This is a genomic window from Nocardia sp. NPDC058666, from assembly GCF_042714895.1.
Taxonomy (GTDB): domain Bacteria; phylum Actinomycetota; class Actinomycetes; order Mycobacteriales; family Mycobacteriaceae; genus Nocardia.
Genome location: NZ_JBHXRY010000003.1, coordinates 142,755 through 166,475 on the forward strand (window position 1 = coordinate 142,755; position 23,721 = coordinate 166,475).

General features: G+C 67.5%; 23 protein-coding genes. 12 read left to right on the forward strand and 11 right to left on the reverse strand.

The window, feature by feature from the left end:
- Positions 1–93: 93 nt before the first annotated feature.
- Both ACFWVD_RS10160 and pruA read right to left on the reverse strand, forming a co-directional pair.
- Positions 94–1,059 (reverse strand): proline dehydrogenase family protein, encoded by a 966-nt coding sequence (locus ACFWVD_RS10160; protein WP_379241699.1) that lies wholly within the window; start codon positions 1,057–1,059, stop codon positions 94–96.
- Positions 1,059–2,705 (reverse strand): L-glutamate gamma-semialdehyde dehydrogenase, encoded by a 1,647-nt coding sequence (gene pruA / locus ACFWVD_RS10165; RefSeq protein WP_379241700.1) that lies wholly within the window; start codon positions 2,703–2,705, stop codon positions 1,059–1,061. The genes ACFWVD_RS10160 and pruA overlap by 1 nt, the downstream gene beginning before the upstream one ends.
- Positions 2,706–2,843: 138 nt before the next feature.
- Between pruA and ACFWVD_RS10170 the strand changes: the two genes are divergently transcribed.
- Positions 2,844–4,481 carry a PucR family transcriptional regulator gene (locus ACFWVD_RS10170; RefSeq protein ID WP_379241701.1) on the forward strand — a complete coding sequence of 546 codons (1,638 nt, stop codon included), beginning with the start codon at positions 2,844–2,846 and terminating at the stop codon, positions 4,479–4,481.
- A gap of 98 nt (positions 4,482–4,579) precedes the next feature.
- On the opposite strand, the gene ACFWVD_RS10175 is transcribed toward ACFWVD_RS10170, so the two are convergent.
- Entirely contained in the window at positions 4,580–5,380 is an 801-nt protein-coding gene (locus ACFWVD_RS10175) for a VOC family protein (protein WP_379241702.1), read from the reverse strand.
- Between the two features lie 250 nt (positions 5,381–5,630).
- Between ACFWVD_RS10175 and ACFWVD_RS10180 the strand changes: the two genes are divergently transcribed.
- A complete protein-coding gene (locus ACFWVD_RS10180; protein WP_379241703.1) occupies positions 5,631–7,667 on the forward strand; it encodes a CocE/NonD family hydrolase in 2,037 nt (678 codons plus the stop codon).
- A 94-nt stretch (positions 7,668–7,761) separates the two neighbouring features.
- A complete protein-coding gene (locus ACFWVD_RS10185; RefSeq protein WP_379241982.1) occupies positions 7,762–8,244 on the forward strand; it encodes a gluconokinase in 483 nt (160 codons plus the stop codon).
- Here the strand turns inward: ACFWVD_RS10185 and ACFWVD_RS10190 are convergent.
- Complete coding sequence (locus ACFWVD_RS10190; RefSeq protein WP_379241704.1) at positions 8,235–8,981, reverse strand: M50 family metallopeptidase; 747 nt, start codon at positions 8,979–8,981, stop codon at positions 8,235–8,237. The genes ACFWVD_RS10185 and ACFWVD_RS10190 overlap by 10 nt on opposite strands.
- Before the next feature lie 202 nt (positions 8,982–9,183).
- On the opposite strand from ACFWVD_RS10190, the gene ACFWVD_RS10195 reads away from it, so the two are divergent.
- Positions 9,184–10,107 carry an SMP-30/gluconolactonase/LRE family protein gene (locus ACFWVD_RS10195; RefSeq protein ID WP_379241705.1) on the forward strand — a complete coding sequence of 308 codons (924 nt, stop codon included), beginning with the start codon at positions 9,184–9,186 and terminating at the stop codon, positions 10,105–10,107.
- A gap of 2 nt (positions 10,108–10,109) precedes the next feature.
- Here ACFWVD_RS10195 and ACFWVD_RS10200 read toward each other — a convergent pair whose 3' ends face one another.
- Positions 10,110–10,688 (reverse strand): pyridoxamine 5'-phosphate oxidase family protein, encoded by a 579-nt coding sequence (locus tag ACFWVD_RS10200; protein WP_379241706.1) that lies wholly within the window; start codon positions 10,686–10,688, stop codon positions 10,110–10,112.
- 123 nt (positions 10,689–10,811) lie between these two features.
- On the opposite strand from ACFWVD_RS10200, the gene ACFWVD_RS10205 reads away from it, so the two are divergent.
- Positions 10,812–11,639, forward strand: coding sequence for an NADPH-dependent oxidoreductase (locus tag ACFWVD_RS10205; protein ID WP_379241707.1), 828 nt, complete (start codon positions 10,812–10,814; stop codon positions 11,637–11,639).
- A 2-nt stretch (positions 11,640–11,641) separates the two neighbouring features.
- Here the strand turns inward: ACFWVD_RS10205 and ACFWVD_RS10210 are convergent, their stop codons facing one another.
- Positions 11,642–12,634, reverse strand: coding sequence for an LLM class flavin-dependent oxidoreductase (locus ACFWVD_RS10210; RefSeq protein WP_379241708.1), 993 nt, complete (start codon positions 12,632–12,634; stop codon positions 11,642–11,644).
- A 307-nt stretch (positions 12,635–12,941) separates the two neighbouring features.
- Between ACFWVD_RS10210 and ACFWVD_RS10215 the strand changes: the two genes are divergently transcribed.
- Positions 12,942–13,940, forward strand: a complete 999-nt coding sequence (locus tag ACFWVD_RS10215) for a hypothetical protein (protein WP_379241709.1) — start codon at positions 12,942–12,944, stop codon at positions 13,938–13,940.
- A 94-nt stretch (positions 13,941–14,034) separates the two neighbouring features.
- Here ACFWVD_RS10215 and ACFWVD_RS10220 read toward each other — a convergent pair whose 3' ends face one another.
- Entirely contained in the window at positions 14,035–14,814 is a 780-nt protein-coding gene (locus ACFWVD_RS10220; protein ID WP_379241710.1) for a class I SAM-dependent methyltransferase, read from the reverse strand.
- Positions 14,815–14,935: 121 nt separating this feature from the next.
- On the opposite strand from ACFWVD_RS10220, the gene ACFWVD_RS10225 reads away from it, so the two are divergent.
- Positions 14,936–15,535, forward strand: coding sequence for a TetR/AcrR family transcriptional regulator (locus ACFWVD_RS10225; RefSeq protein ID WP_379241711.1), 600 nt, complete (start codon positions 14,936–14,938; stop codon positions 15,533–15,535).
- Complete coding sequence (locus tag ACFWVD_RS10230; RefSeq protein WP_379241712.1) at positions 15,532–16,392, forward strand: metal-dependent hydrolase; 861 nt, start codon at positions 15,532–15,534, stop codon at positions 16,390–16,392. Before ACFWVD_RS10225 ends, ACFWVD_RS10230 begins: the two co-directional genes overlap by 4 nt.
- On the opposite strand, the gene ACFWVD_RS10235 is transcribed toward ACFWVD_RS10230, so the two are convergent.
- Both ACFWVD_RS10235 and ACFWVD_RS10240 read right to left on the reverse strand, forming a co-directional pair.
- Positions 16,327–17,820: an MFS transporter gene (locus tag ACFWVD_RS10235; protein ID WP_379241713.1), complete on the reverse strand. Its 1,494-nt coding sequence runs from the start codon at positions 17,818–17,820 to the stop codon at positions 16,327–16,329. The genes ACFWVD_RS10230 and ACFWVD_RS10235 overlap by 66 nt on opposite strands.
- A gap of 109 nt (positions 17,821–17,929) precedes the next feature.
- A complete protein-coding gene (locus ACFWVD_RS10240; RefSeq protein ID WP_379241714.1) occupies positions 17,930–18,478 on the reverse strand; it encodes a hypothetical protein in 549 nt (182 codons plus the stop codon).
- 109 nt (positions 18,479–18,587) lie between these two features.
- On the opposite strand from ACFWVD_RS10240, the gene ACFWVD_RS10245 reads away from it, so the two are divergent.
- Both ACFWVD_RS10245 and ACFWVD_RS10250 read left to right on the forward strand, forming a co-directional pair.
- Positions 18,588–19,736: a sensor histidine kinase gene (locus ACFWVD_RS10245; RefSeq protein WP_379241715.1), complete on the forward strand. Its 1,149-nt coding sequence runs from the start codon at positions 18,588–18,590 to the stop codon at positions 19,734–19,736.
- On the forward strand, positions 19,733–20,377 hold the full coding sequence (locus tag ACFWVD_RS10250) for a response regulator (protein ID WP_379241716.1): 645 nt from the start codon (positions 19,733–19,735) through the stop codon (positions 20,375–20,377). Before ACFWVD_RS10245 ends, ACFWVD_RS10250 begins: the two co-directional genes overlap by 4 nt.
- Positions 20,378–20,449: 72 nt before the next feature.
- Here ACFWVD_RS10250 and ACFWVD_RS10255 read toward each other — a convergent pair whose 3' ends face one another.
- Complete coding sequence (locus ACFWVD_RS10255; RefSeq protein ID WP_379241717.1) at positions 20,450–20,596, reverse strand: hypothetical protein; 147 nt, start codon at positions 20,594–20,596, stop codon at positions 20,450–20,452.
- A gap of 243 nt (positions 20,597–20,839) precedes the next feature.
- On the opposite strand from ACFWVD_RS10255, the gene ACFWVD_RS10260 reads away from it, so the two are divergent.
- Together ACFWVD_RS10260 and ACFWVD_RS10265 are read left to right on the forward strand one after the other, a co-directional pair.
- Positions 20,840–21,130 (forward strand): hypothetical protein, encoded by a 291-nt coding sequence (locus ACFWVD_RS10260; RefSeq protein WP_379241983.1) that lies wholly within the window; start codon positions 20,840–20,842, stop codon positions 21,128–21,130.
- A gap of 44 nt (positions 21,131–21,174) precedes the next feature.
- Positions 21,175–22,371 carry a GNAT family N-acetyltransferase gene (locus ACFWVD_RS10265; RefSeq protein ID WP_379241718.1) on the forward strand — a complete coding sequence of 399 codons (1,197 nt, stop codon included), beginning with the start codon at positions 21,175–21,177 and terminating at the stop codon, positions 22,369–22,371.
- Between the two features lie 85 nt (positions 22,372–22,456).
- Here ACFWVD_RS10265 and ACFWVD_RS10270 read toward each other — a convergent pair whose 3' ends face one another.
- Positions 22,457–23,707, reverse strand: a complete 1,251-nt coding sequence (locus ACFWVD_RS10270) for a serine hydrolase (protein ID WP_379241719.1) — start codon at positions 23,705–23,707, stop codon at positions 22,457–22,459.
- Positions 23,708–23,721: the final 14 nt, after the last annotated feature.

Genomic DNA, 23,721 nt, shown 5'->3' on the forward strand with positions numbered 1-23,721 from the left:
GTCACGGTGAGCTCATCTGAGTACACCGCGACGCGCGAAGGCGGGCATCGAGTGTGAATAATGTTCAGCGGCAATGACTGTGGTGAAAACCGGTTAACGCTTGCGTGTGCCCACCAGTGCGCGCAGGAAGAACCCCACGTTGGCGGGCCTTTCGGCGAGCCTGCGCATGAAGTACCCGTACCACTGGTCACCGTAGGGGACGTAGACGCGAACATGGTTGCCCGCGTCGGCGAGTCGCTGCTGTTCGTCGGTACGGATACCGAACAGCATCTGGTACTCGTACTCCTCGGTTTTGCGTTGCGCGCACTGCACCCCGACACCGGCCGCGGTGATCACCACCGGGTCGTGCGAGGCGATCATCGGGTAGCCCTCGCCTGCGGTGAGCACGCCCAGGCACCGCAGGTACGACGCGTCGACCTCGGATTTTTCCCGGAAGGCGACCGACTCGGGTTCGTCATAGGCGCCCTTGCACAACCGGATTCGCGATCCCGGTCCCGCCAGCGTTCGGCAGTCGTCCTCGGTGCGGCGCAGATAGGCCTGCAGCACGGTGCCCAACCAGGGATACTCCGTGCGCAGTTCGCGCACGATGGACAGAGTGGAATCGGTGGTGGTGTGGTCTTCGGCGTCGATGGTGACCCACACGCCCGTGGCCTGCGCCGCGGCACAGATCTCGCGGGCATGTTCGAGGGCGATCGCGTGACCGTTGTCCGGTAGTGCCTGACCCAGCGCGGACAGTTTCACCGAAACCTCCAGCGGCCGAACAGCTCCCGTGGCCACCTTCGCCTGGGGGAGTCTGCCCAAGGCGGCGATCAGGACGCGGTATTGCTCGAGCGTGGCCTCGGCGCTGGCCGGGTCGGTGGTGTCCTCACCGAGGTAGTCGATGCTGACGAAACGTCCTGAGCGCAACAGGGTTTCAGTCGCGCGCACCGCCTGTTTCACGGTGGTTCCCGCCACGAAGCGGGCCACCACCGCGCGACTGACCGGCAGTCGGGTGATGGTGCGTTCCAGTCGTGGGGAACGCGCGGCGGCGAGCATGGTCGAACGCAGCAGTGCCGACATCACTGGACCTCCGAGGCCTGGTGGGGGTAGTTGTGGTCGGTGGGCGGCACGAAGGTTTCCTTGATCGTGCGCGCCGATGTCCAGCGCAGCAGGTTCTGTGGCGAACCGGCTTTGTCGTTGGTGCCCGACGCGCGTGCGCCGCCGAACGGTTGCTGGCCCACGACCGCGCCCGACGGCTTGTCGTTGATGTAGAAATTGCCCGCGGCGAAGGTGAGCCGCTGCGTGGCCTGGGCGATCGCGGCGCGGTCCTGCGCGATGATCGAACCGGTCAGGCCGTAGGGGCTGCCGTTGTCGACCAGGTCCATGGCGTCGGCGAAGGCGGTCGGGGTGCTGTCGTCGTACACGTGCACAGCCAGGATCGGGCCGAAGTACTCGGTGTGGAAGATCTCGTCGGTCGGGTCGTCGCCGACCACGATGGTCGGATCGACGAACCAGCCCACACTGTCATCGCTGTGCCCGCCTGCCACCACGGTCAGACCCGGTGTTGCCTTGGCGCGTTCCAGCGCGGCGGTGTTGCGGTCGAACGCGCGCCGATCGATCACCGCGCCACCGAAATTGTTGAAATCCGCGACATCGCCATAGCGCAGATTCGATGTCCGTTCGATCAGGTCCTCCGACATTTTCGCCCACACCGATCGCGGGATGTACGCGCGGGAAGCGGCCGAACATTTCTGGCCCTGGTAGTCGAACGCGCCCCGGATCAGGGCGGTGGTCAGCACCGCCGGATCGGCCGACGGGTGCGCGAGAACGAAGTCCTTGCCGCCGGTTTCGCCGACCAGGCGCGGATACGTGCGGTAGCCGTCCAGGCGTTGCGCGACCTCGCGCCACAGGTGCTGGAAGGTGGCCGTCGAGCCGGTGAAGTGCACGCCCGCCAGTCGCGAATCGGCAAGCACCACATCGGAGATCACCGGGCCCGGCCCGTTGACCAGGTTGATCACCCCGGGCGGCAGACCGGCGGCCTCGAGCAGTTGCATGGTCAGGTACGCGGCCACGGCCTGGGTCCTGGCCGGCTTCCACACCACGGTGTTGCCCATCAGCGCGGGCGCGGTGGGCAGGTTGCCCGCGATGGCGGTGAAGTTGAACGGGGTCACCGCGTAGACGAACCCCTCGAGCGAGCGGTATTCCATCCGGTTCCACACACCCGGCGAGGAGATCGGCTGCTGCGCGAGGATCTCGCGGGCGAACGACACATTGAACCGCCAGAAGTCGGCCAGTTCGCACGGTGCGTCGATCTCGGCCTGGTACGCGGATTTCGACTGGCCCAGCATCGTCGCGGCGGCGATCTTCTCGCGCCACGGCCCCGACAGCAGGTCCGCGGCGCGCAGGAAGATCGCGGCCCGATCGTCGAACGACATCGCCTGCCACGCGGGGGCTGCGGCGCTCGCGGCCTCGACCGCGGCTGCGGCTTCGGCGGCGGTCGCGTCATGGCCGATGCCCAGGACCGCGGCGTGGCGGTGCGGTTGGACGACGTCGAACGCGGGGCCGTCACCGGGCAGGTGGCGACCGTCGATCACGTGGGCGATCTCGGTGGGGGAGGCGGACAGTTGCGCGAGCGCGGTCTGTAGACGGGCGCGTTCGGGGCTGCCGGGGGCGAAGGTGCCGACGGGCTCGTTGACCGGCGGCGGAGTGGTCGCGATGGCGTCCATGGGTGCGGCTCCTGCGTGTGGTGACGGTGGCGGGATGTGAGGTAGTCAACACTGTCCTGACCGGTGCATAATCAGCTGATCGGACGAAGTATCACCTCGGTTGTTGTTCGATCGGACAAACGAAAACGGAGATCTCCGATGGCTGACGAAGCCACGACACTGGGCGAACTGCTCGCCGCGCTGGACCACACCGTGGCGACCCTGGTCGACGCGCCGCTGGGGGAGCAGGTGGTGGTGCGGTCGGTGGCACTGGTCGAGCCGACCGACCTGGCTGAGCATCTCGAGTCCGGCGGGGTGCTGCCCGACGTGTATCTGGTCGTGGGTGTCGATGCCGCGGGCACGGTGGCGTGGTTGAACGGTGTGGGCCGCCGCGCTGTCGCGAACCGTCCGCGCGTGTTGATGACCAAGAGCGCCAACGACTCTCCCGAAGTTCGCGCTGCCGCACGGGCGGCCGGAGTGGCGCTGGTGCACGTGCACCGGCACGCCCGCTGGGATCAGGTGTTTCCGCTGGTGCGGCGGATGCTGGCGCGTTCGCCCGAACGGCGCGCGGCCGCGGGTGGGCACGACCTGCTCGCTCCGGAGACCGATCTGTTCGACCTCGCGCAGGTGGTGGCGAAGGAGACCGGTGGGATGATCTCCATCGAGGACCCCAGTTCGCACGTGCTCGCCTATTCGGCCTCCGACAGCTCCGCGGATCCACTGCGGATCCGGTCCATCCTCGGTCGGGAAGGCCCCAGCGACTACCTGCGGATCCTGCGCGAATGGGGCGTGTTCGACCGGGTGCGGCGCAGCGACGAAGTGGTCGACGTGCCCGAACATCCCGAACTCGACATCCGCCGCCGACTGGTGGTGGGAATCCGGCGCGGCACCGACGGCGCGCAGGCCAGGATGTTGGGCACCATCTGGTTGCAGCAGGGCGACTCCCCATTGCGACCCGACGCCGCCCAGGTATTGCGTGGCGCCTCGGCGGTTGCGGCCCGGATCATCGCGCGCCGGCTCGACGCACCGTCGACCGAGGCGGTGCTGGTGCGCAGGCTGTTCGGCGCGCACGGCGACGGTGTCGACGTGCCCACGGTGGCCGCCGCGCTGAACCTGCCCGAGGCGGGTCCCGCCGCGGTGATCGGCTTCGCCATGGTCGATCCCACGGCCGGTGCCGCTGCGGCGTTGGCCGCGTCGAGTGCGTTGATTCGCTTGCACGCCAGTGCCTTTCGTGATGACTCGGTGACCGAAGTGATCGGCGATCGGGTGTATGTGTTGTTGCCCTCCTATCACTCCACGCACAGCGTCGGCTCGTGGGTGCGCAAGCTGGTCACCCAGCTGGAACAGGCCCGGGCGCTGGTGGTGCGGGCCGCGGTGGCCGCACCGGTACCGGGCCTGATCGCCGTGGCCGGTGCGCGCGCCGAGGTCGACCGGGTGCTGGACAGCCCGGCCGCGGCCAACAGCCGGGTCGCCACCTTGGCCGAGGCCCGCACCGCGGTGCTGCTGGCCGAGATCGTCGACCTGATCCGGACCCGACCCCAACTGCACGACCCCCGCTTGGCCGCCCTCGACGACTACGACCGCGAACACGCCGCCGAGCTGCGAGTGTCGGTCCAGGCGTACCTGCGCGCGCACGGCGAGGTGAGCGCGGCGGCGACCGTGCTGTGCGTGCACCCGAACACCCTGCGCTACCGGTTGCGCAGGGTCGAGGCGGTCCTGGGCATCGACCTCGCCGACCCCGCCGACCGCCTACTGCTCGAGATCCAACTCGCGGCAGCCCCTGTCAGTCACCCGTGACAGCACGGCTCGATCGGATCCCGCGAGGTCGAGCGGAGTCGTGTGACGTGCGGAGGCGACCCCGCACCGGGAGGGTTGCGGCAGCAGGTCGTGTTCGCTCAGGCGCCGGGTGCTTCCCCCACCGTCGTCGCCGGGTCGATCACGCCGAACACCTCACCCTGCGGCGCCTGCATGATCCCCATCCGGCCGAACGGACTGTCGTCGGGTCCCATGATCACCGTGGCACCTAATTCGGTCGCCTTGGCCAGCGATACGTCGGTGTCGTCGACCTGGATCCAGGTGAGCCAGTAGGGCGGAGTTTTCAGCGCGGACGCGTCCATCATGCCGCCGATCTCGTGACTGCTGCCCGGCAGCGCGAACGTGGAGTAGATGAAGCTCCCGCCGTCGCCGATTTCGTTGTAGTGCCAGCCGAAAACCTTGGTGTAGAACTCGTGCGCCTGCACGTACGCGGGGGTGTGCAGTTCGTTCCAGCAGTAGGCACCGTCCTGGTTGAACACCTCAGCACCGTTGTGCGCCTTGGCTTCCCATACACCGAACACACCGCCCGCCGGGTCGGCGCCGATGAACATCCGGCCCACGTCGAGCACATCGAACGGCGGCATGAACACCTGACCGCCCGCCCTGGTGACGCGTTCGGCGATCTCGTCGGCCCGGTCGGCCGCGAAGTACGTGGTCCATACCGATGGCATCGCGCTCATGCCTTCGGGTTTGGGGCCGATGCCCGCCGCCGGTCGGCCGTCCAGTGTTGCCATGAGGTACCCGCCCGCCTCGGCGGGACCGTCCTGGATCTCCCAGCCGAACAGCGCGCTGTAGAAATCGCGGGCGGCGGTGGTGTCGTCCACCTGGCAGTCGATCCAGCAGGGCGTGCCCTGCGGCCAAGCTTCGTCGCGTGTCGGCATTGTCGAACGTCCTCTCGGCGATGGATGTGAGACCGGCCCCCGAGCGCACCGGCATGAGTGCAGTCAACCACTGGGCACCGACAAGAACGAGAACCCCCGAAATCGCGCTGAACTGGAACAACGCGTGTTCACAGCGACAGTCCGAGCGGGCCGACGCTGCCCCGCCCAACTCGTTACCGCTGTTATGTTTTTCGCGCCGATCGTGCGGTGGCTCGGTCAACTGTGGGGATGAACCGGTCGGGAGCGATGTATGGGTAAAGGTTCGGAACGCGGGTTCGTCCGGATGCTGGTGACGATCCTCGCGGTAGTGGTCGTGCTCGGCTGCGGTGGTGGGCCCGCGGGCGCGGAACCGGCGCAACCACCGGCCGACCGGTGGACCGCCCAGCACGACGGGCCCGGTGCGTACCCCGAGGTGCGGGTGGAGCGCGGCGTCCAGATCACCATGAGCGACGGTGTGGTCCTCAAAGCCGACGTCTACCGCCCCGCCGACGCCGCGGGCGTGATCGAGCAGAAACCGCTGCCGACGATCGTGAGCCTCACGCCCTACTCGAAACTCATGACGGGCCTGATCGAATCGGCCGCCGCGATCCCCGGCCTGCAGTCCACCGCCGTGGACATTGTGCGCCGACTCAACCTGTCGACCACACCCATCAGCGGTTTCGGTGATCTCATGCAGGCGCTGGACGGCGGCATGATCCAGACCATGCTCGGCGTGGACCGCAAACTCGTGCGCGGCGGCTACACCGTGGTGGTCGCGGATGTGCGCGGAACCGGTCTGTCGCAAGGGAAATGGGACACCCTCGGTGCGCGCGAACAGCTCGACACCCGTGAGGTGATCGACTGGGCGGCGCACCAGCCGTGGTCCAACGGTCGCATCGGCATGAGCGGCGGCTCCTACTCCGGCATCAACCAGTTGCGCGCCGCCGAGAACGCTCCGCCCGCGCTGCAGGCGATCTTCCCGGTCGAGCCGGGCAGCGATCTCATGCGTGATGTGGTCGCCCCCGGTGGCGGCGTCGGCACGACATTCCTGCCGATGTGGTTGAACTCGGTCAACCAGCTCAAACTCGTCCCCGACGTGGCCTCGATGGTCGACGGCACGTTCGACTGGACCTGGTTCAACGACCGGCTCGCCGACCCGACCACCAACTTCGATCTGCTGGCCCAGTCGCTGCTCACGCCGTCGCTGTCGAACATGCCGCCCGCCCTCGATGGCGCGCTCGATGAGACCTCGGCCTTCCGTGAAGCGATCATGGGCCACCCGGAAGACGTCACCGTGCCCACCTTCGTCTACGGCGGATGGCACGACATCTTCGCCAACAGTGCGACCAAACTGTACGAGCAGATCCCGCTCCCCGCGGGCCGCAAGCAGCTCGTCGTCGGCGACACCTATCACGCCAATCCCGGTGCGGGAACCGGTGTTCCGGGCGCACCGCCGCGCTTGGACGTGCTGCAGCGGGCCTGGTTCGACAAGTGGCTCAAGGATATCGACAGCGGTGTCGAAAGATTCGGCCCGGTGACGGTGAAACAGCAAGGCGGCGACTGGATTACGTTGCGCGAATTTCCGCAGCCGGGTGTCACGCACCGCCGCGTCTACCTGTCCGCCGCTCCCAGTGGCAGCACCGAAGACAGCCTGCACGACGGTTCGCTCGCCGCCATCCCGCCGGGCAAGCCCGAAACACTCACCGTCGCACCGGGTGTGAACCAGGTCTGCTCACGCGACGCGGCCCAGGGGTCGGCGGGCATGACCGCGGCACTGGACGCCTGCGCCAAGGATTCCCGCATCGCCGAACGCAACGGCCTCACCTTCACCAGCGCACCGCTGACCGAGCAAACGGTCATCTCCGGTCCGATCAATGTGCGGCTGAACACCATTCACGACGCCACCGACGGCTTCTGGAACGTCACCGTCAACGACGTGGCCCCCGACGGCACCTCGACCGTGCTCACCACCGGCCAGCTCACCTCGTCGATGCGCGCGGTCGACGAGCGCCGCAGCGCCCGTTCGATCAACGGCGACTTCACCGCACCGTTCAACCCGCTGACTCTGGACCGGTTGCTCCCGGTGGTACCCGGCGCCCCCACCGACATCGATGTCGCCGTGATCCCCACCCAGGCGGTCCTGGCCCCGGGCCACCGACTGCGCATCGACGTTTTCGCGGGCAACGCACCCAAGGCCTTGCCGTTCCGGCCGATGCTGAACGCCAGCGGACTGAAACCCCAGCATGTGCGCCTGGACCCCGCGGCCCCGAGTTTCGTCAACCTGCCCACCGACCGGCCCATTCCCTGATCGCCTCGAGCGCTGCCGCCGCTGCCGCTACGCTCGATCGTGCCAGTTGTTTTCCGACGAGGAGGTCGCTGTGGTCGAACCTGTCATTGTGGTGATGGGTGTGTCGGGGTGCGGGAAGACGACGGTGGGTGCGCTCACCGCCGACCGGCTCGAGGTGCCCTACGCCGAAGGCGACGACTTCCATCCGATGGCCAATATCGAGAAGATGGCCGCCGGTATCCCACTCACCGACGAGGATCGCTGGCCCTGGCTCGACACCGTCGGCGAGTGGCTGGCCGAGCATCACGAGAATGGCGGCGTGGCCACCTGCTCGGCGTTGCGCCGCGTCTACCGCGACCGCCTGCGCGCGATGGCACCGCAGACCTACTTCGTGTACCTGGCCGCCACCCGCGACGAACTGCTGCGCCGCATGACCGGCCGACTCGGACATTTCATGCCCACGGTCCTACTGGATTCCCAACTCGAGACCCTCGAACCGCTGCAGCCCGACGAAGCAGGGGTCACCCTCAACGCACTGCAGCCGCCCAGCCGGCTGGTCACCGAGGGCGTGGACGCCTGGATCGCCGATCACCGCTGAAGCAGCGGATGTAGTTCCTCCACGGGTGCCAGCATCAACAGCGCGCCGACCACCAGCGCCGCAAAGCACAGGGCGGCGAAGAACAGCACCCACAGCAGCGCGGGCAGGTGGGTCAGCCGGGCCAGTTGATCGGCGTCGGAGTCGGTGCGTCCGGGTTGCCTGCGGCGTCCGCGTTGCAGTTCGAACACCGGGCGCACCGCGGCGAGCAGCAGGAACCACGCCGCCAGATACGCGAACGCGGCCTGCAGCAGATCGGTGCCGAACCAGGACACCCCGAACACCAGCGCACCCAGCACCGCCACGGTGATCAGCCCGTACACATTGCGCACCTTGACCAGCACCGCGGCCAGCATCAACAGCGTCGCCCACAGCATCAGCGTCACCCGGCCCGTGCCCAGCAGCGCCGCGTAACCCAGACCGAGCAGCGCGGGTGCGGGATACCCGGCGGCGGCGGTCAGGATCATGCCGGGGCCGGTCGGTTTCCCGCTGGACACGGTCAGGCCCGATGTGTCGGTGTGCAGGGTGATCGCGTGCAGTCGGCGTCCGGTGAGCAGCGCGACCAGCGCGTGCCCGCCCTCGTGCGCCACGGTCACCGCGGCCCTGGTCAGCCGCCATAGCGGCCGGTAACCGACCAGCAGGAGGGCGACCACGGCGGTGGCCAGTACCAGCCACCAGGCGGGTGCGGGCTGGGGTGCGAGGAGGCGGTCGAGCAGCGTGCTGGCGGATCCGGTGTTCACCGTCGCACTCTAGCCGTGCGCGAGCTCGGGGGTGGTGTCGCGCGGACATCGCGCGCAGAGCCGTTGTGTGCGTTCGAGTTTCAGACGAATCATCCGATATGCGGTTTTCGTCGTGATAGCAATGGTGATGCAGATGCGACCTCACCGTTGGACTCCGCCGCAACCCACCGCTCGTGCGCGGCAGACCCACAGCGACCCGCCGATGCCTCCGACCCGGCTGCTGCCACTGCCGGGTCAGGGGCCCGAGGATGTCGTGGTGCTGGCCGACGGTCGCCTGGTCACGGGAACCGCCGACGGCGCGATCCTGTGCGTGGATCCGGCCACCGGCGCGGTCGAGCAGATCGCGCACGCGGGTGGTCGGCCACTGGGTATGCACGCCGAGGCCGACGGTTCGCTGCTGGTCTGCGTCGCGGGCCGCGGCATCTTCCGACTGGCCGAGGCGGGCGCCGAACTGGAGGTCGTCGTCGATGAACTCGATGGCGCGCCGCTCACGTTCCCCAGCAACGTCATTCGTGACGATGACGGCACCCTCTACTTCTCGGTCTCCTCCCGGCGCTGGCCGCTGGAACGCTGGATCACCGACCTGCTGGAACATTCGGGCACCGGTCGGTTGGTCCGCCGCGACCCCGACGGGCACCTGGAAGTCCTCGTCGACGGCCTGCAATTCGGCAACGGCGTCGTGCTCGCCCCGGATCGATCCTGCGTGCTGGTCGCCGAAACCGGCGCCTACCGGATCACCCGCCACTGGCTGACCGGCCCGCGAGCCGGCACCACCGACCACCTCGTCGAGAACCTGCCGGGCCTGCCCGACAACATGCTGCTTGGCAGCGACGGTCTGATCTGGGTCGCCCTGGCCTCGCCGCGAAACCTGTTGTTGGACAGGCTCGCTCCGCTTCCCGGCATTCTGCGACGCCTGGTCGACGCACTACCGCCGAGCCTGAAACCCGCACCCGTGCGCTCGGTCTGGGTGCTCGCGCTGGACTTCGACGGAAATATCGGCCACGACCTGCAACGCGACGGCACCGACTACGCGATGGTCACCTCGGTAGCCGAGCACCACGGCACCCTGTACCTGGGCAGTCTGTCCGAATCCGCGATCGCGGTGACCTCGATACCGGCGGCCTGAGGTCAGCGCAGCACGCTGGACGGCACCGGGTGGTCGGGCTCGAGCGCGGGCAGGCCGTCGATGCTGGTGGCGTTGTCGCCCGCGATGCGGCGGGCGAAGTCGGCGTCGGTGCGGCGGGAGTGGGCTTCGTCGAGGATGAATCGTTCCTCGACGAGGTCGAGTTTGGGCACCGACCAACCGCACGAATCGGCGATCCGCTCGACCGACACCAGCACCACCGCACGGATTCCGGGGTGATCGGTGCCGAAATGGTCACGCAGGGTGTCGAATTCGGGGGAGTCGGGGCGAATAACACGACCCGTGCCGAACAGTCGCAGGATGCGGGTGGTGCGGGTGAACGAGCAGAACATCACGGTAATTCGGCCGTTGTCGCGCAGGTGGGCGATGGTTTCCGAACCGCTGCCGAACAGGTCCAGGTAGGCCACGGTGTGGTCGTCGATCACGGCGAAGGTGTCGCGGTAACCCTTGGGGGACACGTTGACGTGGCCGCCCTGCGACGGTGCGGTGCCGATGAAGAACATCGGCTGATCGGCGATGAACGCCCGCAGTTTGTCGTCGATCCGGTCGAAAATCTTGCCCATGACGTGCTCCCTCGTCCCGCCTGTCGGCAGGCTCTCCGTTAGCTACTGTAACGACCGCTGGCCTTCGATTCACGGTGAGATATACCGCAGACCGCCCCCACCGGGGTGCACGATCATGGGTGTATGACGCAGACCGCACCCAGCATCGTCCACCCCGTGCAGCACCGCTACGCGGACCCGACCACTGACGTTCCCGCACAGTGGAATTCGGTGCTCGATGTGCTGCACGCGCACAAATCCGTGCGTCGCTATCTGCCCGATCCGGTATCGCCGGAGACGATCCAGCTGCTGGTCTCAGCCGCGCAATCGGCGGCCACCTCGTCGAACTTGCAGGCGTGGAGTGTGGTCGAGGTGCGCGACGCCGACCGACGTGCGAGGTTGGCCGAAGTCGCTGGGGGACAAGCGCATATCGAGCAGGCACCGGTATTGCTGGTATGGGTCGCTGACTTCGCGCGGCTGCGTCAACTCGCGCACGACCACGACGCACCACTGGACGGTGCGGACTATCTCGAAACCAGCTTCGTCGGGGTGATCGACGCGGCGCTGGCCGCCCAGAACGCGGTGCTGGCCGCCGAATCGCTGGGCCTGGGTACCGTCTACATCGGCGCGCTACGCAACGACCCCGAGCGTGTCGCGGCCGAATTGAACCTTCCCGCACACGTTTTCCCAGTTTTCGGCCTGGTCGTGGGCCATCCCGACCCGACCGAAGGCACCCGGATCAAACCGCGCCTGCCGCAGGCCGCGGTACTGCATCACGAAACCTACGACCTGTCCAGCCAACGCGAGCCGGTGGCCGCCTACGAGCACCGCATCGGCGAGATCTACACCGATCAGGGACTGCCGTATTCGTGGACCGAGCGGGTGCTGGCTCGACTGGCGTCGAAAGAGGCGCTCTACGGTCGGCACCGCCTGCGAGAGTCCTTGATCGCCTTGGGATTTCGCCTGCGCTGAGCTCAGACGTTGATTGCCTTGCTGGTCAGCTCGAGCGAGCGGACGCGTGCGTCGAGGTCGTAGATCAGGGTGTTGAGCATGAGCTCGTCGGCGTCGGTCGCATCCAGGAGTTGCGCGGCCTGCGCGCGCACCGTGTCCGGTGAACCCTGCAACTGCCCGGCCCGGCGCTGTGCGGCGAAATGGCGTTCGGCCTCGGTGCCGGGGAAGCCCGCGGCCTGCTCCGGGGTGGCGATGGCCTGGGGGCGACCCGAGCGCAGATTGGCGAAGGCGAGGTCGCGCGGTGCGGCGAGCCGGTCGGCGTCGGCATCGGTGTCGGCGCAGATCGCCGAGGCAGCCACGATCGTGTACGGCTCGCTAAGGGTTTGCGACGGCCGGAAATTGTCGCGATACAGCTGCAGCGCGGCGACGGTGTTGTCCGGCGCGATGTGGTGCGCGAACGCGAACGGTAGCCCCAGCACCGCGGCGACCTGCGCGCTGTAACCGCTGGACCCGAGCAACCACACCTCCGGTTCCGCGCCCAGACCGGGGCTTGCCACGATCCCGTTCGGATCCGCGCCCCGGAAGAAGCCGATCAGTGCCGTGAGCTCCTGCGGGAACGCGTCACCGCCGAGTCCTTCGGCACTGCGCCGCAGCGCACGCGCGGTCACTGGATCGGTGCCGGGCGCGCGCCCGATCCCCAGATCGATGCGCCCAGGATGCAGTGCCTCTAGGGTGCCGAACTGTTCGGCGACCACCAGCGGCGGGTGATTGGGCAACATCACCCCGCCCGAACCGACCCGGATCCGCGAGGTCGACGCGGCCAGGTGCGCCAACACCACCGCGGGCGCGGCACTGGCGATGCCCGGCATGTTGTGGTGCTCGGCCACCCAGAATCGGCGAAATCCCAGCTCCTCGGCGTGCTGAGCGAACCTTGTGGTGGCACGCAACGCGTCACCCGCGTTCGCATCGGACTGCACCGGTGCCAGATCCAGTACCGACAGCGTGACCGCGCTCATGAGCCTCCTCGACTGTGTAATGCCCCTATCGAAGCCAACCCGCGCCGGGCCGCCGGTATTTCCGAGTGCCGAAAGTGGTGACCACTGCCACGGTAACCGGGCGGTCGCCTCGTCGGCTGTTCGACGCGGCGGATCCTGGTCGTCTGTTCGGCGCGGACGAGTTCCGGTTCGGGGCCGGGTGGCCGTTTGCTGGAAAGCCGCTGGCAGAGGGCCGATTTTGTGTCATACCCCCTGCGTATCGTCGTAGTTGTCACACAACAGGCCCGGACGCGAATGCGGTCGGGCTGTGCGAGAACGGGGGCACTTGATGAGTGACGACAACCGCGGCGATCTACGTCCGCCACGCCAACACGGAACCACCTGGCGCGAATCCGAATACCGAGTCCTGGCCGACGACCTACGCTCCGGTGTCGACCTGGCCGCCACCGCGATCACCGTCGGACGCACCGAATCGGCCGTGCGCACCGCACTGCGCAATTTCGTACCAGCCGAGGAACGGATACCCACCGCCGAACGAGAACGCTGGATCCGCAAACGTCTTGTCGCCGAACCGGACTGGAACTGGTGGGCGGTCGTAGTCGACAATCACCGCCGCTTCCGCAGCGGCCTGTGGTTCACCCGCCACGAACACTGCGCCCGCATCGGCTGGCGCAGACGCACCCCCATGCCCGCCCTGGCCCAGGAACTGGCCACCTCGGAACTGTCGGTCGCGGAACTGCTGCGATCGCTGGGCCTGGTCGACAGCATCGAGGAAGCCGCCGACCGACTGGGCGCGACACCGGGCCTGGCCCTGGCCAAACGCGTCACCGCCCGCCGCGACGAAGCCGTAGGCGCCCGCTGGATCCTGGTCATCGACGGCGCCGCGGGCACCACCCGCACCCGCAACGCCCCCGTCCGCCGCCAGATCTCGCTGCACGAGACCCGCACCGCCGCCGAAGCCGAACGCGACCGAATCCTTTCCTGGCACAACAGAATCGGCCCCGAAGAACCCGACACCCCCGTCTGGTGGACCATCGCCGAACGCGGCCTGGGCGCCACCGTAGGCCACACCCGCAGCGGCACCCACGACCCCACCCCCACCGGCATCCGCGCCGAAGCCCTCACCGTCGGCGACATCATCCGAGTCCCCGTCCCCGACGGCGGCTTCCTCCAAGACCGCATCACCGCCATCACCCAACCCACCGCAGGCGCCACCATCGTGGTCGACCTGGCCCCCGTCGCCAACTCCCGCGTCCGCCGAGTCGTCGAGTTCGCATCCGACGAGGTCGTGGACGTGGTACGCAGAGCGGAGGATCGCTCGGCTTAGTGGACAGCGGCCGTCGCCCCGACCGGCGGCGGCCGCACCCGTCGACGCGGCGATGAACGTGACGCGTTAGTGCACCGACACCGTCGTCACCACGTCACAACAATGGTGCGCGACGGATGGCGCGGATCACCGTGGTGCGCAGCGGGAAGTCGAACTCTCCGTGCGCCGTCGCCGGTTCGGCGAGGAGGTAATCACTGATCCCACTGAGCAATTCGGCCCGCTGCCGTGCCGCAATCACCACGGTATGCGAGTAGGTGCCGATGGTGGTCGTCAGCGATTCGGCTGTCCGCCGCTGCATGTGCGGGAACTCGGCCTGCTCGAATTCGCTGAACAGGGGATGCGTCGGACGTTTGTCGTCCGAGGTGGGCGGCGGGAACGATGAATCGGTGCGCACCACGCGCTGCAGTCCGGCCACCCACGGCACCCGATCGTCGTCGTTGTTCCATAACGCGGCGAACACCCCGTCCTCGCGCAGCACACGCGCGATCTCCGGAAACGCCCGCTCCTGGTCGAACCAGTGCAAGGCCTGCCCGACCATTACCGCGTCCACCGACCCGTCGGGCAGCGGAATCGCCTCCGCTGCACCGGAAAGCGCCGCGACGCCGGGAAACTGCCGCACGAACTCGGCACGCATCGCCTCGTCCGGTTCCACGGCGATCACCTCGGCACCGGCGGCGAGTAGCCCACCGGTGAGCTTGCCCGTCCCCGCCCCCAAGTCGAGGACAACGAGCCCGCCGCTCGCCTCCAACGCCCATCGAATCCCCGCCTCCGGATAATCCGGTCGATGCTGCGCATAGAGCTCAGCGTGCGCCCCGAACGAACTGGCCCGCCGCGCCCGCAGGTCGTCCTTTTCCGTCCCCCCGATGTCCGCCATATCGCCACGGTAGCGGCAAATAGCCTGCTGACCAGTCGGTTTATTACGCGGCGCAATGGAGAAGAAACCGGATCTGTTTACGGTTAGTTGTGTCATTCTCGATGGTGTGACAGTGCAGCGAATGCGCCGGACGCAGGACGAACGGCGGCGGGAAACGCGCAGGGTGTTGCTCGACGCCGCGTTCGACGCGTTGGTGGAGTTCGGATTTCGGGGGACGACCACCAGCGAAGTAGCGCACCGCGCGGGCGTATCGATAGGTGCTCTGCTGCATCACTTTCCGACGAAATCGCAGCTGCTCACCGCTGCGGTCAGTCACGCGTTCGATCGGCGGATCGAGGAGTACCAGGAGTCCATGATGGGGTTGGACCCCTCGGCCGACACCGTCGATGCGGCGGTGGACATGCTGTGGTCGATGTATTCGCGTCCCACGTTTCTGGCGTGGAACGAACTGTGGACCGCCGCGCGCACAGATCCGGATCTGGCGGCCGCTGTGGTCGCGATGGACCGTGATTTCCTGTGCGCCAGCGAATATGCCTACGCCACACTGTTTCCCGCCGCACCGCCCGCCGGGGCCGGCCTGCATCTGGTGTATTCGCTGATGACCGGGCTGGCTGTCACGGGATCGCTTCCCGGGCATCAGCCGTACGACACCGACACCGTCCTCACCACCTTCAAATCAATGTTGCGCACCGCACTCGCAGGGCCGTTGGAGGCATCATGACAACCGGACCGAACCCGAACGACCAGCCCGCGATTCGCGTGCGACGGATTCACTTCGATTACCCGGAAGGGTCGTTGGCTCGTCACTTCGTGGGCGGGGATCTGGTGATGAGTCACGTGATCGCCTATCTGTCGGCGACCTTTCCCGAGGGGGAGGAGTTCTTCGTTCGCTCGGTTCGTCGGTATGCGGACTCGATTACCGATCCTGTTCTCGCGCAGCAGGTTCGGGGGTTTGTCGGGCAGGAGATCACGCACGGGCGTGAGCATCGGGAGTTGAATCTGCGGTTGCGGCAGATGGGGTATCCGACTCGTCGGGAAGAGCGGACTACCCGGTGGATCCTGCACGTGTACGAGCGAATTCTTCCGCCGCTGACCTGCTTGGCGATTACGGCGGCGCTGGAGCATTTCACGGCGGTGTTCGCGGAGACTCTGCTTCAGGACGGGCGTGCCCAGGAGTTGCTCGGTTCGACCGAGGTTCGTTCGATGCTGTTGTGGCACGCGGTGGAGGAATCCGAGCATCGTGCTGTCGCTTTCGACGTGTATCGCAGTGTCGGCGGGGGTGAGCGCCGTCGGATCGCGACGATGTGCGCGATCCTGGTCCTGTTCGGCACGAGCATCGTGGTGAATTCCACGGTGTCGTTGCTGGGGGATCGTGCGACGCGCAACCCGGTTCGCCTGGCGAAAAGTGTTGCCGCGATTCGGCATACCCCGTTTGTGTCCAGAACGGTTCGCCGTCGCGTGCGTGACTATCTGAAGCCGGGCTTCCATCCCGACGATGTCGACAACAGCGCGCTACTCGCGCAGTGGACCGCCGAGCTTTTCGGTGCCGACGGTTCCCTGACCGATCACCTGCACTGACGGGTCCACCCGGTCGATTTCGCCGCCGAGGGGGCGTCGCGGCATGGTCGCGGCGGCGAACAGCATGATCACGACCATGACCAGCATGGCGACGAAGACCAGGTGGATGCCCTGGGCGAGTTCGGTGGGGGTGGGGTGGTCGGGGTCGCGGATGCCCGCGTTGACCATCGCGCCGAACAAGGCCACGCCCACGGCACTGCCCAGGGACCGGGCGAACATGTTGGCGGAGGTGACCACGCCGCGTTCGTGCCAGTGCGCACTGGCCTGTGCCGCGATGAGCGTGGGGGAGGCGACCAGTCCCATGCCACCACCGATCAGGAAGCACGACGCCGCGATCTGCCAGGGGCTGGACTGTGCGGTGACCAGTAGTGTTGTCGCACAACCGAGTACGGCCAACGCGCTGCCGATCAGCCCGCTGATGCGGAATCCCCAGCGCAGGTACAGCCTGCCCGACAGCGTCGCGGCCAGAGGCCAACCCAACGTGAGCCCGCCGACGGTGAGCCCGGCGACCAGTGCTGTGGTCCCCAGCACGCCCTGAGCGAAAGTCGGGACGTACGAAGTCAATCCGAGCACGACGGCACCGACCAGCAACGAAACCATGCTGCTGGCCACCACGATTCGTCGGGTGAAGATCCACAGCGGCAGAATGGGATTCGCGGTGCGCAACTCCACCACCGCGAACAGTGTCAGCACCGCCGCACTCCCGGCGAACAACGACAGCGACACCGGCGACGTCCACGCCCACGCGTGCCCACCCTCGAGCAGAGCCAGAATCAACCCGCCCGCCCCGAAGGTCAGCAGCACAGCGCCGAGATAGTCGATCCGCTGCACGCTGCGCGTCGTCGTTTCCGTGTAGTGCCGCATCAACATCCACGCCGCCACCGCGCACAACGGCAGGTTGATCAGAAAGATCCACCGCCAACTCACCTGGTCGGTCAACAACCCGCCCAGCAGCGGCCCGAGCACCGCTGAAGCGGCCCACACCCCCGCCATGTATCCCTGCACCTTGGCCCGCTCGGCCAGCGTGTACAGATCACCGGCGATCACGATCGTGGTGGGCTGGATCGCACCCGCGCCGATCCCCTGAATCGCCCGAAAGGCGATGAGCGCCACCATGTTCGTGGCCAGCCCGCACAGCAGTGACCCCACCGCGAACGCCGCGATCCCGAACAGGATCACCGGCTTACGCCCCACCATGTCGGCGAGTTTGCCGTAGATCGGCACCGTGACCGCTTGCGCGAGCAGGTAGATCGAGAACAACCACGGAAACATCGCGAACCCGCCGAGCGAGTCGGTGATGGTGAGCACCGCGGTGGCGATGATGGTCGAGTCCAGGGCGACCAGCGAGGTCGACAGCATCAGCGATGCCAGGATCGCACCTCGTTCGGAACGCAGACCGACAGCCGGACTTGCGGTATCGGTTGCCACCGGGATCCTCTCGTTGCGTCGCCTAACCACTGCGCCTAAGGTATCCGGCGCCCGGCTGCTCCCGCACGCCGTTTTCCCAGGGTGTGACGTGATCGGTCCCCGCGCGGGATCAGTTACCCCGTGACGTTGAAACCCAGATCGGCCCGGTCAGTAACCAGATCACCGTGATCACGCCCAGACTGCCGAAGACTCCCATCAACTGTTCGCGTTGTGCGGTATCGGCGACCGTGTAGCTCAACACCACTGTCAGTGCGCCGGCGATGGCTGCCGCGCCGAGCCAGCGCGAGAAATCCGCCCATTCCTTGCGGGTGCGTTGCGGGCCGTACTTCGGAACCTTCACCGGCGCTGGACCATCGGCGAAGCGGTGGGCGAATCGTTCGTCGGCCCAGCGGATCATGCGGCCGCCGAACATCACGGTGCAGCCCAGGTAGATCCCGGCGACGCGGTGCGCGAACGTCACCTCGCCGCCGCGGTGCAGGTCGATGGCCACCGCGACCACCAGCACTACGTCCAAAACCGGCACCAAGGCCAGCGTGATCGTGCTCGCGCGTGGCAGTCGGAGCACGTAGCGCAGCAGCAACCCGCCCAGCACCAGCACCCAGAAACCGATTTCGCATCCCGCGATCGTCAGCAGTACGGGATTGTTCAACTCGTTCATACCTCTACTGTCCCGGGGTTAGCACGCCGATGGCGTCCCGCTTCCGGTCGCGGGTTCGTCCGTCTTTCGGGGGACTTCAACCCTGACCTCGATGTGCTGAAATGGGGGAATGCCCCCACCGCGTGCGCTCATGGATCGGCTCGGGGACGCGTTCGACAGCGCGACCTTCGCGGCCGTCGGCGTCTTCGGAGTCGGGTTGTTGCTGTGGGCCGCGGGCGGGTGGTCGCTGGTCGCCGATCGCGATCCGTACCCGGCGGCGGTGAAGGTGGGGCTGCTGTTCGCGGCGTTGGCGATCCAGGTCACCGCGCAATATCGACCGGCGCTCGCGTTCGGGATGATGGTCGCGCTGTTGGCCGCGGACTTCTCGTTCGGGCCGTCGCTGCCGCTGTGGATCGCGCTGACCGACGTGATCTTCCTGGCCGTGAGCACCGGATCGAACCGGTTGGGCGCGGTGGTGGGCTGGTTCGCGCTGACCGTGACCATGGGCGGGGCGCTGCTGGCACTGAGTGTGGCCGGGATCCGCGCGGGGCTGTATGCCACGCTGTTCGGTGTCGCCCTGACCTGGTCACCGCTGGGTTATGCCCGCGCGATCCGCGCGTCTCGCCGGATGGTCGACGCCGAACGCGATGCGGCGCGCGCCGAACTCGCCGCCCGCGATGCCGAACGGTCCGCCGCGATCGGCGAGGAACGCAGGAAGCTGGCCCGCGACCTGCACGACGCGGTCGCTGGACATGTCTCCGCGGTCGCGATCCTGGCGGAAGTGGCGCAGCGCGATCCCGGCAATACCGCTGTGCTGCAGACGATTCGGTCGAGCAGCCTCGCCGCGCTCGAGGAGATGCGCACCACCATCGACGTGCTGACCGGACCCGATGACACCGCCGTGACCACGCGGCTGTCCTCCCTGGACGGTCTGATCGACGCGGCCGAGGCGGCGGGCGGTTCGGTGACGGTGCGCCGTCCCGACGATCTCGAGCTACCCACTGCGGTCGAAGCCGTGGTGACCCGGATCCTGAGTGAAACCCTCGCGAACGCCACCAAACACGCCCCCGGTGCACCACTGGACATCGAATTGACCCGCGAGGCAGAGCGATTGGTGGTCTCAGCGACGAATCCTGTCACGCGGATAGGAGCCCCGGGCAAGGGAAACGGACTGCGCAACATGATGTTTCGCGCGGAATCCGTCGACGGCACCATCACTGCGGGAGCGCACGACGGCATCTGGCTCGTGTGCGCGCGAATCCCGTTGGGGGACAAGTGACTGTCACCGTCGTGGTGGTCGACGACCATGCCACCATCCGTGCCGGACTGAAGATGCTGCTCGAAGTCTCCGGCGAAGTGCAGGTGATCGGCGAAGCGGCCGACGGTGCCGCGGCGGTACGGCAAGCCCGCGCGCTCAGCCCCGACGTGGTGCTGATGGACGTGCGCATGCCGCGCGTGGACGGCCTGGAAGCCACCGCGGCCGTCGTGGCGGAAACGAACGCAAAAGTGTTGGTACTGACCACGTTTGCCATCGACGAGTATGTCCTGGGCGCGCTCGCGGCGGGCGCCAGCGGGTTCCTGCTCAAGTCCGTCGGCGGCGACGACCTGGTCCGCGCCGTGCTGGCCGTGGCGCAGGGTGACGCGGTCCTGGACCCGAAGGTGACGCGCACGGTGATCACCGCACTGCCCCGCGTCACGCAGGCTACGCCGCCGCCCGACCTGTCCGCGCTCACCGACCGCGAACGGCAGGTGCTCGCGGGCCTGGGCGCCGGCCTGTCCAACAGTCAGATCGGCACGCGGCTGCGCATCGGCGAGGCCACCGTGAAAACGCACGTCTCCCGGGTGCTGAGCAAGCTGGGTGTGCCGTCGCGCGTGCAGGCCGCGGTGATCGCGTCACAGTCCGGCCTCGACTTGCCCTGACCCGCACCCGGCCGAAAACCGACGTTGTCCCGGTACCGCGGGCAGGTACCGGGACAACGGGTCGGATCAGGTTCAGCGTGCAGGGTGTGGGTCGGACTGTGCCAGACGAATCCGGCGTGACTCAAACCAATAGGTCACCGAAACGGTGGCATAGGACGCGGCTACCACTGCGGCGATCACCAGAAGAAACGCGACGAACAAGGGAATGAAGAAAGCCATGTGCCCTCCTCGCGGTACGGTAGGTGAGCGATGAAGGTGGTGGTCAGCGCCTCGTCGCGCCGATTATGGACCAAGCCCGCACTTCGATAGTAGGGCCACGGCGCGACCGAGGCACGGCTATACATGCGTGACTGCGCTCATGGTTTACCCACAGTGTGGCCCACATCACCGAAGCGGCCAGATTCGAGTTCTCGTCCTCGGCTTCAACCACGAGCAATCGACGAAGGAGCACCGAACGTGAGCATGATCCTGGCCGCAGTGCACGACACCTATGGCATCGTCTTCGCCCAGGTGGGCAATCCGACGCCGGAGGCTCCGCCGATGGCCGACAAGGTGATGCAGCTGGGCCGGTACTTCACCTGGATGATCTTGCTGTCGGGCGTCACCGCCATCACCTACGGCGGCGGCCGGTTCGCCTGGGAGAAGTGGAACGGCGGCGGCCTACAGTCGCCGAAGATGATCGCCAGCGCCATGGCGGGCGGTGCGATCGCGACAAGCGCGGGCACGATCATGAACGCCGTCATCGGCGCCTGACACCGGGTGCAAGCTCTCGCCCGAGGATCGGGGACAGTGGTCGGGTGACTGTTGACATCGACACCCTGCACACCGACGACGACCTGCACGCGGCGAGCGCGCTGTTCCGTGCGGCGATGGTGGGGTTACCACCGCTGCCTGCGCATCCCGATCACCTGTCCGAGCCGGGTCGCACGGTGGGTGCGCGGATCGACGGCCAGTTGGTGGGCACCGCGGAGGCGTACACGAGCTGGCTGGTCGTGCCCGGTGGTGCGCGCGTGTCGCACGCGGCGGTCACTCACGTCGGTGTGCTGCCCACGCACACCCGGCGCGGGGTGCTCACCGGCTTGCTGCGCAGGCAGCTCGACGACATCGCCGCGCGCGGGGAAGTCGTCGCGAGCCTGCGTGCGTCGGAGGGGTCGATCTACGAGCGGTTCGGGTACGGGGTGGCGAGTTCGTTTGCGCGCCTTGACTTGTGGCGTGGCCGGGCTCGTCTGCGTGACACGGTGCCGAGCTCGGGGCCGGTGCGATTCGTCGAACCGGCCGAGTCGTGGAAGCTGTTCCCGCAGATCTACGCGACCGCCGCGCTCTCCTGGACCGGCGCGATCGATCGTCCCGAATACTGGTGGAAGCTGAAACAGCGCATCGCGGTCGAGCCGGTGTACACCGTGGCGCACGGACCTGTCGGCGCGGAGGACGGGTTCGCCCGCTACCACCCGGTCGATACCGCGAACTGGTTCAACAGCCGTGACCGCACGATCGTCGTGGACGATTTCGTGGCGACCACCCCGCAGGCCTACCTCGGTCTGATCCGGCATCTGCTGTCGGTCGACCTGGTCGACAAGGTGACTTTCGCGTTCGCGCCGGTGGACGCGCCGCTGCGGCACCTGTTCGTCGACGAACGCGCGGTCCAGATCACGTCGGTGCACGACGAAACCTGGCTGCGGCTGGTGGACGTTCCCGCCGCGCTGGCCCGCCGCACCTACCGTGACGCGCCGCCGGTGGTCGTGCGGGTCGACGATGCGATCCTCACTGCCAACACCGGCGCGTACCGGATTGCCGCGGACGGTGTGACCAGGGTCGACGAGGCCGCCGACATCACCGTCGATGTCGCGACGCTGGGTGCGGTGTACCTCGGCGGGTCGACGTGGCGTCAGCTCGCGCTCTCTGGACGAGTCGTCGAGCACCGCCCCGGTGCTGCCGACGCCGCGGACGACCTGTTCGCTACTCCCGCACTGCCTTTCAGTGGGACGTTCTTCTGACCCGGTGGAAAACCCGCGCTCAGCGCACACTATTCGCCCGAACGGTCCCGAAGGCGAGTAGGGAACGCTGAGCGCGGATGCCGGATCAGGGGCGAAAGAGTCTGTCCGCCAACGGCAGTGGGCGCAGGGTGTCGGAGATCTGCGCGACCAGTCGTGTCGGGCGTTCGAGGTCGGTAGCTGCCTTGCCGTTGGTCAGGATCGCCCCTGACAGGCCGCGGGTCGGGTCGGCCCAGCCGTACTGGGTGGTCAGGCCGCTGCGACCGAAGTGGGACTCGGTGTCGCGACCGAATTTCGATCGGCGCGCGCCCAACTCGAACCCCGCACGACTGACCCGGCCCGCCAAACTGGGGATCCGGTCGGCGGGAGCGATCGCGTCGCGCAGCGTGTCGGGTTCGATGATCCTGATGCCGTCCAATTCTCCACCGCGCGCGAGGATTTCGTAGAAGCGCGACAGTTCGAAGGCGGTGGTGACCAGGTTGCCGGAGGGAAGTTCGGCGGCGAGGAAGGCGTCGTTGGTCGACTTGGACGCCTTGTCCATGTGGCCGCCCAGCGCCTTGTTCGCCAGGAATCGGGCCAGGCGGGGTTGCGGCGGACCGGTTTTCACGCTCGGCACCACCTGGTTCACCTCTGCGGGACCGACGCCGAAGTTGTTCCAGCGGAAGCCCAGTGGGGTGAGCACCTGCTCGTCGAGGTGGTCGCGCATCCGCTTGCCGGTCGCTCGTTGTACGAGCAGTCGTTGGATCAGGCCGCTGGTGAGTGCGTGGTAGACGCGGACACGGCCGGGGGCCCAACTCGGCACGAGGTCGATGAGAGTGGCCACGGCCAGTTCCTCGTCCAGGACAGCGGCGGTTCCGTTGTGTGGTGCGGTGATGAACGGGATACCGGCCGAATGCGAGAGCACGTCGCCGATAGTGATCGAGCCTTTACGGTTGGCGGCGAACTCCGGAATGTGGTCGGACACACGGTCTTTCAGCCTGAACGCGCCCTGTTCGACGAGCATGAACATCAGCGTGGCGGCGACACCTTTGGCGGTGGAGAACCCGCAGAACGGTGTCTGCGGGGTCGCCAGGATCTTCTCGGCGTCCGGACCGTCGCCCGGCGCGTTGCCCCAGCCGTGACCGATCGTCCGGTTCAGCACGATCCCGCCGTTGCGCCGTAGGCACACCTGAATGGCGGGGGTGGTGCCCAGCGCGTACCACGCGCGCACCGACGCCCAGATCGCCTCGACGTCGGCACGCGACGAGCCGACCGCGGCCGGATCGTCCTCGTGACCGACCGTGGTCACCGCGTCCAGGTCATCGGTGACCGTGATCAGCGTGGCAGGAAGTGCGCTCATCTGGCCAGCCTACC

Bases quoted from the DNA above. Each gene is read 5' to 3' on its own strand.
- ACFWVD_RS10160 (WP_379241699.1), bottom strand. From the start codon at position 1,059: ATGTCGGCACTGCTGCGTTCGACCATGCTCGCCGCCGCGCGTTCCCCA.
- pruA (WP_379241700.1), bottom strand. From the start codon at position 2,705: ATGGACGCCATCGCGACCACTCCGCCGCCGGTCAACGAGCCCGTCGGC.
- ACFWVD_RS10170 (WP_379241701.1), top strand. From the start codon at position 2,844: ATGGCTGACGAAGCCACGACACTGGGCGAACTGCTCGCCGCGCTGGAC.
- ACFWVD_RS10175 (WP_379241702.1), bottom strand. From the start codon at position 5,380: ATGCCGACACGCGACGAAGCTTGGCCGCAGGGCACGCCCTGCTGGATC.
- ACFWVD_RS10180 (WP_379241703.1), top strand. From the start codon at position 5,631: ATGGGTAAAGGTTCGGAACGCGGGTTCGTCCGGATGCTGGTGACGATC.
- ACFWVD_RS10185 (WP_379241982.1), top strand. From the start codon at position 7,762: ATGGGTGTGTCGGGGTGCGGGAAGACGACGGTGGGTGCGCTCACCGCC.
- ACFWVD_RS10195 (WP_379241705.1), top strand. From the start codon at position 9,184: ATGCCTCCGACCCGGCTGCTGCCACTGCCGGGTCAGGGGCCCGAGGAT.
- ACFWVD_RS10200 (WP_379241706.1), bottom strand. From the start codon at position 10,688: ATGGGCAAGATTTTCGACCGGATCGACGACAAACTGCGGGCGTTCATC.
- ACFWVD_RS10205 (WP_379241707.1), top strand. From the start codon at position 10,812: ATGACGCAGACCGCACCCAGCATCGTCCACCCCGTGCAGCACCGCTAC.
- ACFWVD_RS10210 (WP_379241708.1), bottom strand. From the start codon at position 12,634: ATGAGCGCGGTCACGCTGTCGGTACTGGATCTGGCACCGGTGCAGTCC.
- ACFWVD_RS10215 (WP_379241709.1), top strand. From the start codon at position 12,942: ATGAGTGACGACAACCGCGGCGATCTACGTCCGCCACGCCAACACGGA.
- ACFWVD_RS10220 (WP_379241710.1), bottom strand. From the start codon at position 14,814: ATGGCGGACATCGGGGGGACGGAAAAGGACGACCTGCGGGCGCGGCGG.
- ACFWVD_RS10225 (WP_379241711.1), top strand. From the start codon at position 14,936: ATGCGCCGGACGCAGGACGAACGGCGGCGGGAAACGCGCAGGGTGTTG.
- ACFWVD_RS10230 (WP_379241712.1), top strand. From the start codon at position 15,532: ATGACAACCGGACCGAACCCGAACGACCAGCCCGCGATTCGCGTGCGA.
- ACFWVD_RS10240 (WP_379241714.1), bottom strand. From the start codon at position 18,478: ATGAACGAGTTGAACAATCCCGTACTGCTGACGATCGCGGGATGCGAA.
- ACFWVD_RS10245 (WP_379241715.1), top strand. From the start codon at position 18,588: ATGCCCCCACCGCGTGCGCTCATGGATCGGCTCGGGGACGCGTTCGAC.
- ACFWVD_RS10255 (WP_379241717.1), bottom strand. From the start codon at position 20,596: ATGGCTTTCTTCATTCCCTTGTTCGTCGCGTTTCTTCTGGTGATCGCC.
- ACFWVD_RS10260 (WP_379241983.1), top strand. From the start codon at position 20,840: ATGATCCTGGCCGCAGTGCACGACACCTATGGCATCGTCTTCGCCCAG.
- ACFWVD_RS10270 (WP_379241719.1), bottom strand. From the start codon at position 23,707: ATGAGCGCACTTCCTGCCACGCTGATCACGGTCACCGATGACCTGGAC.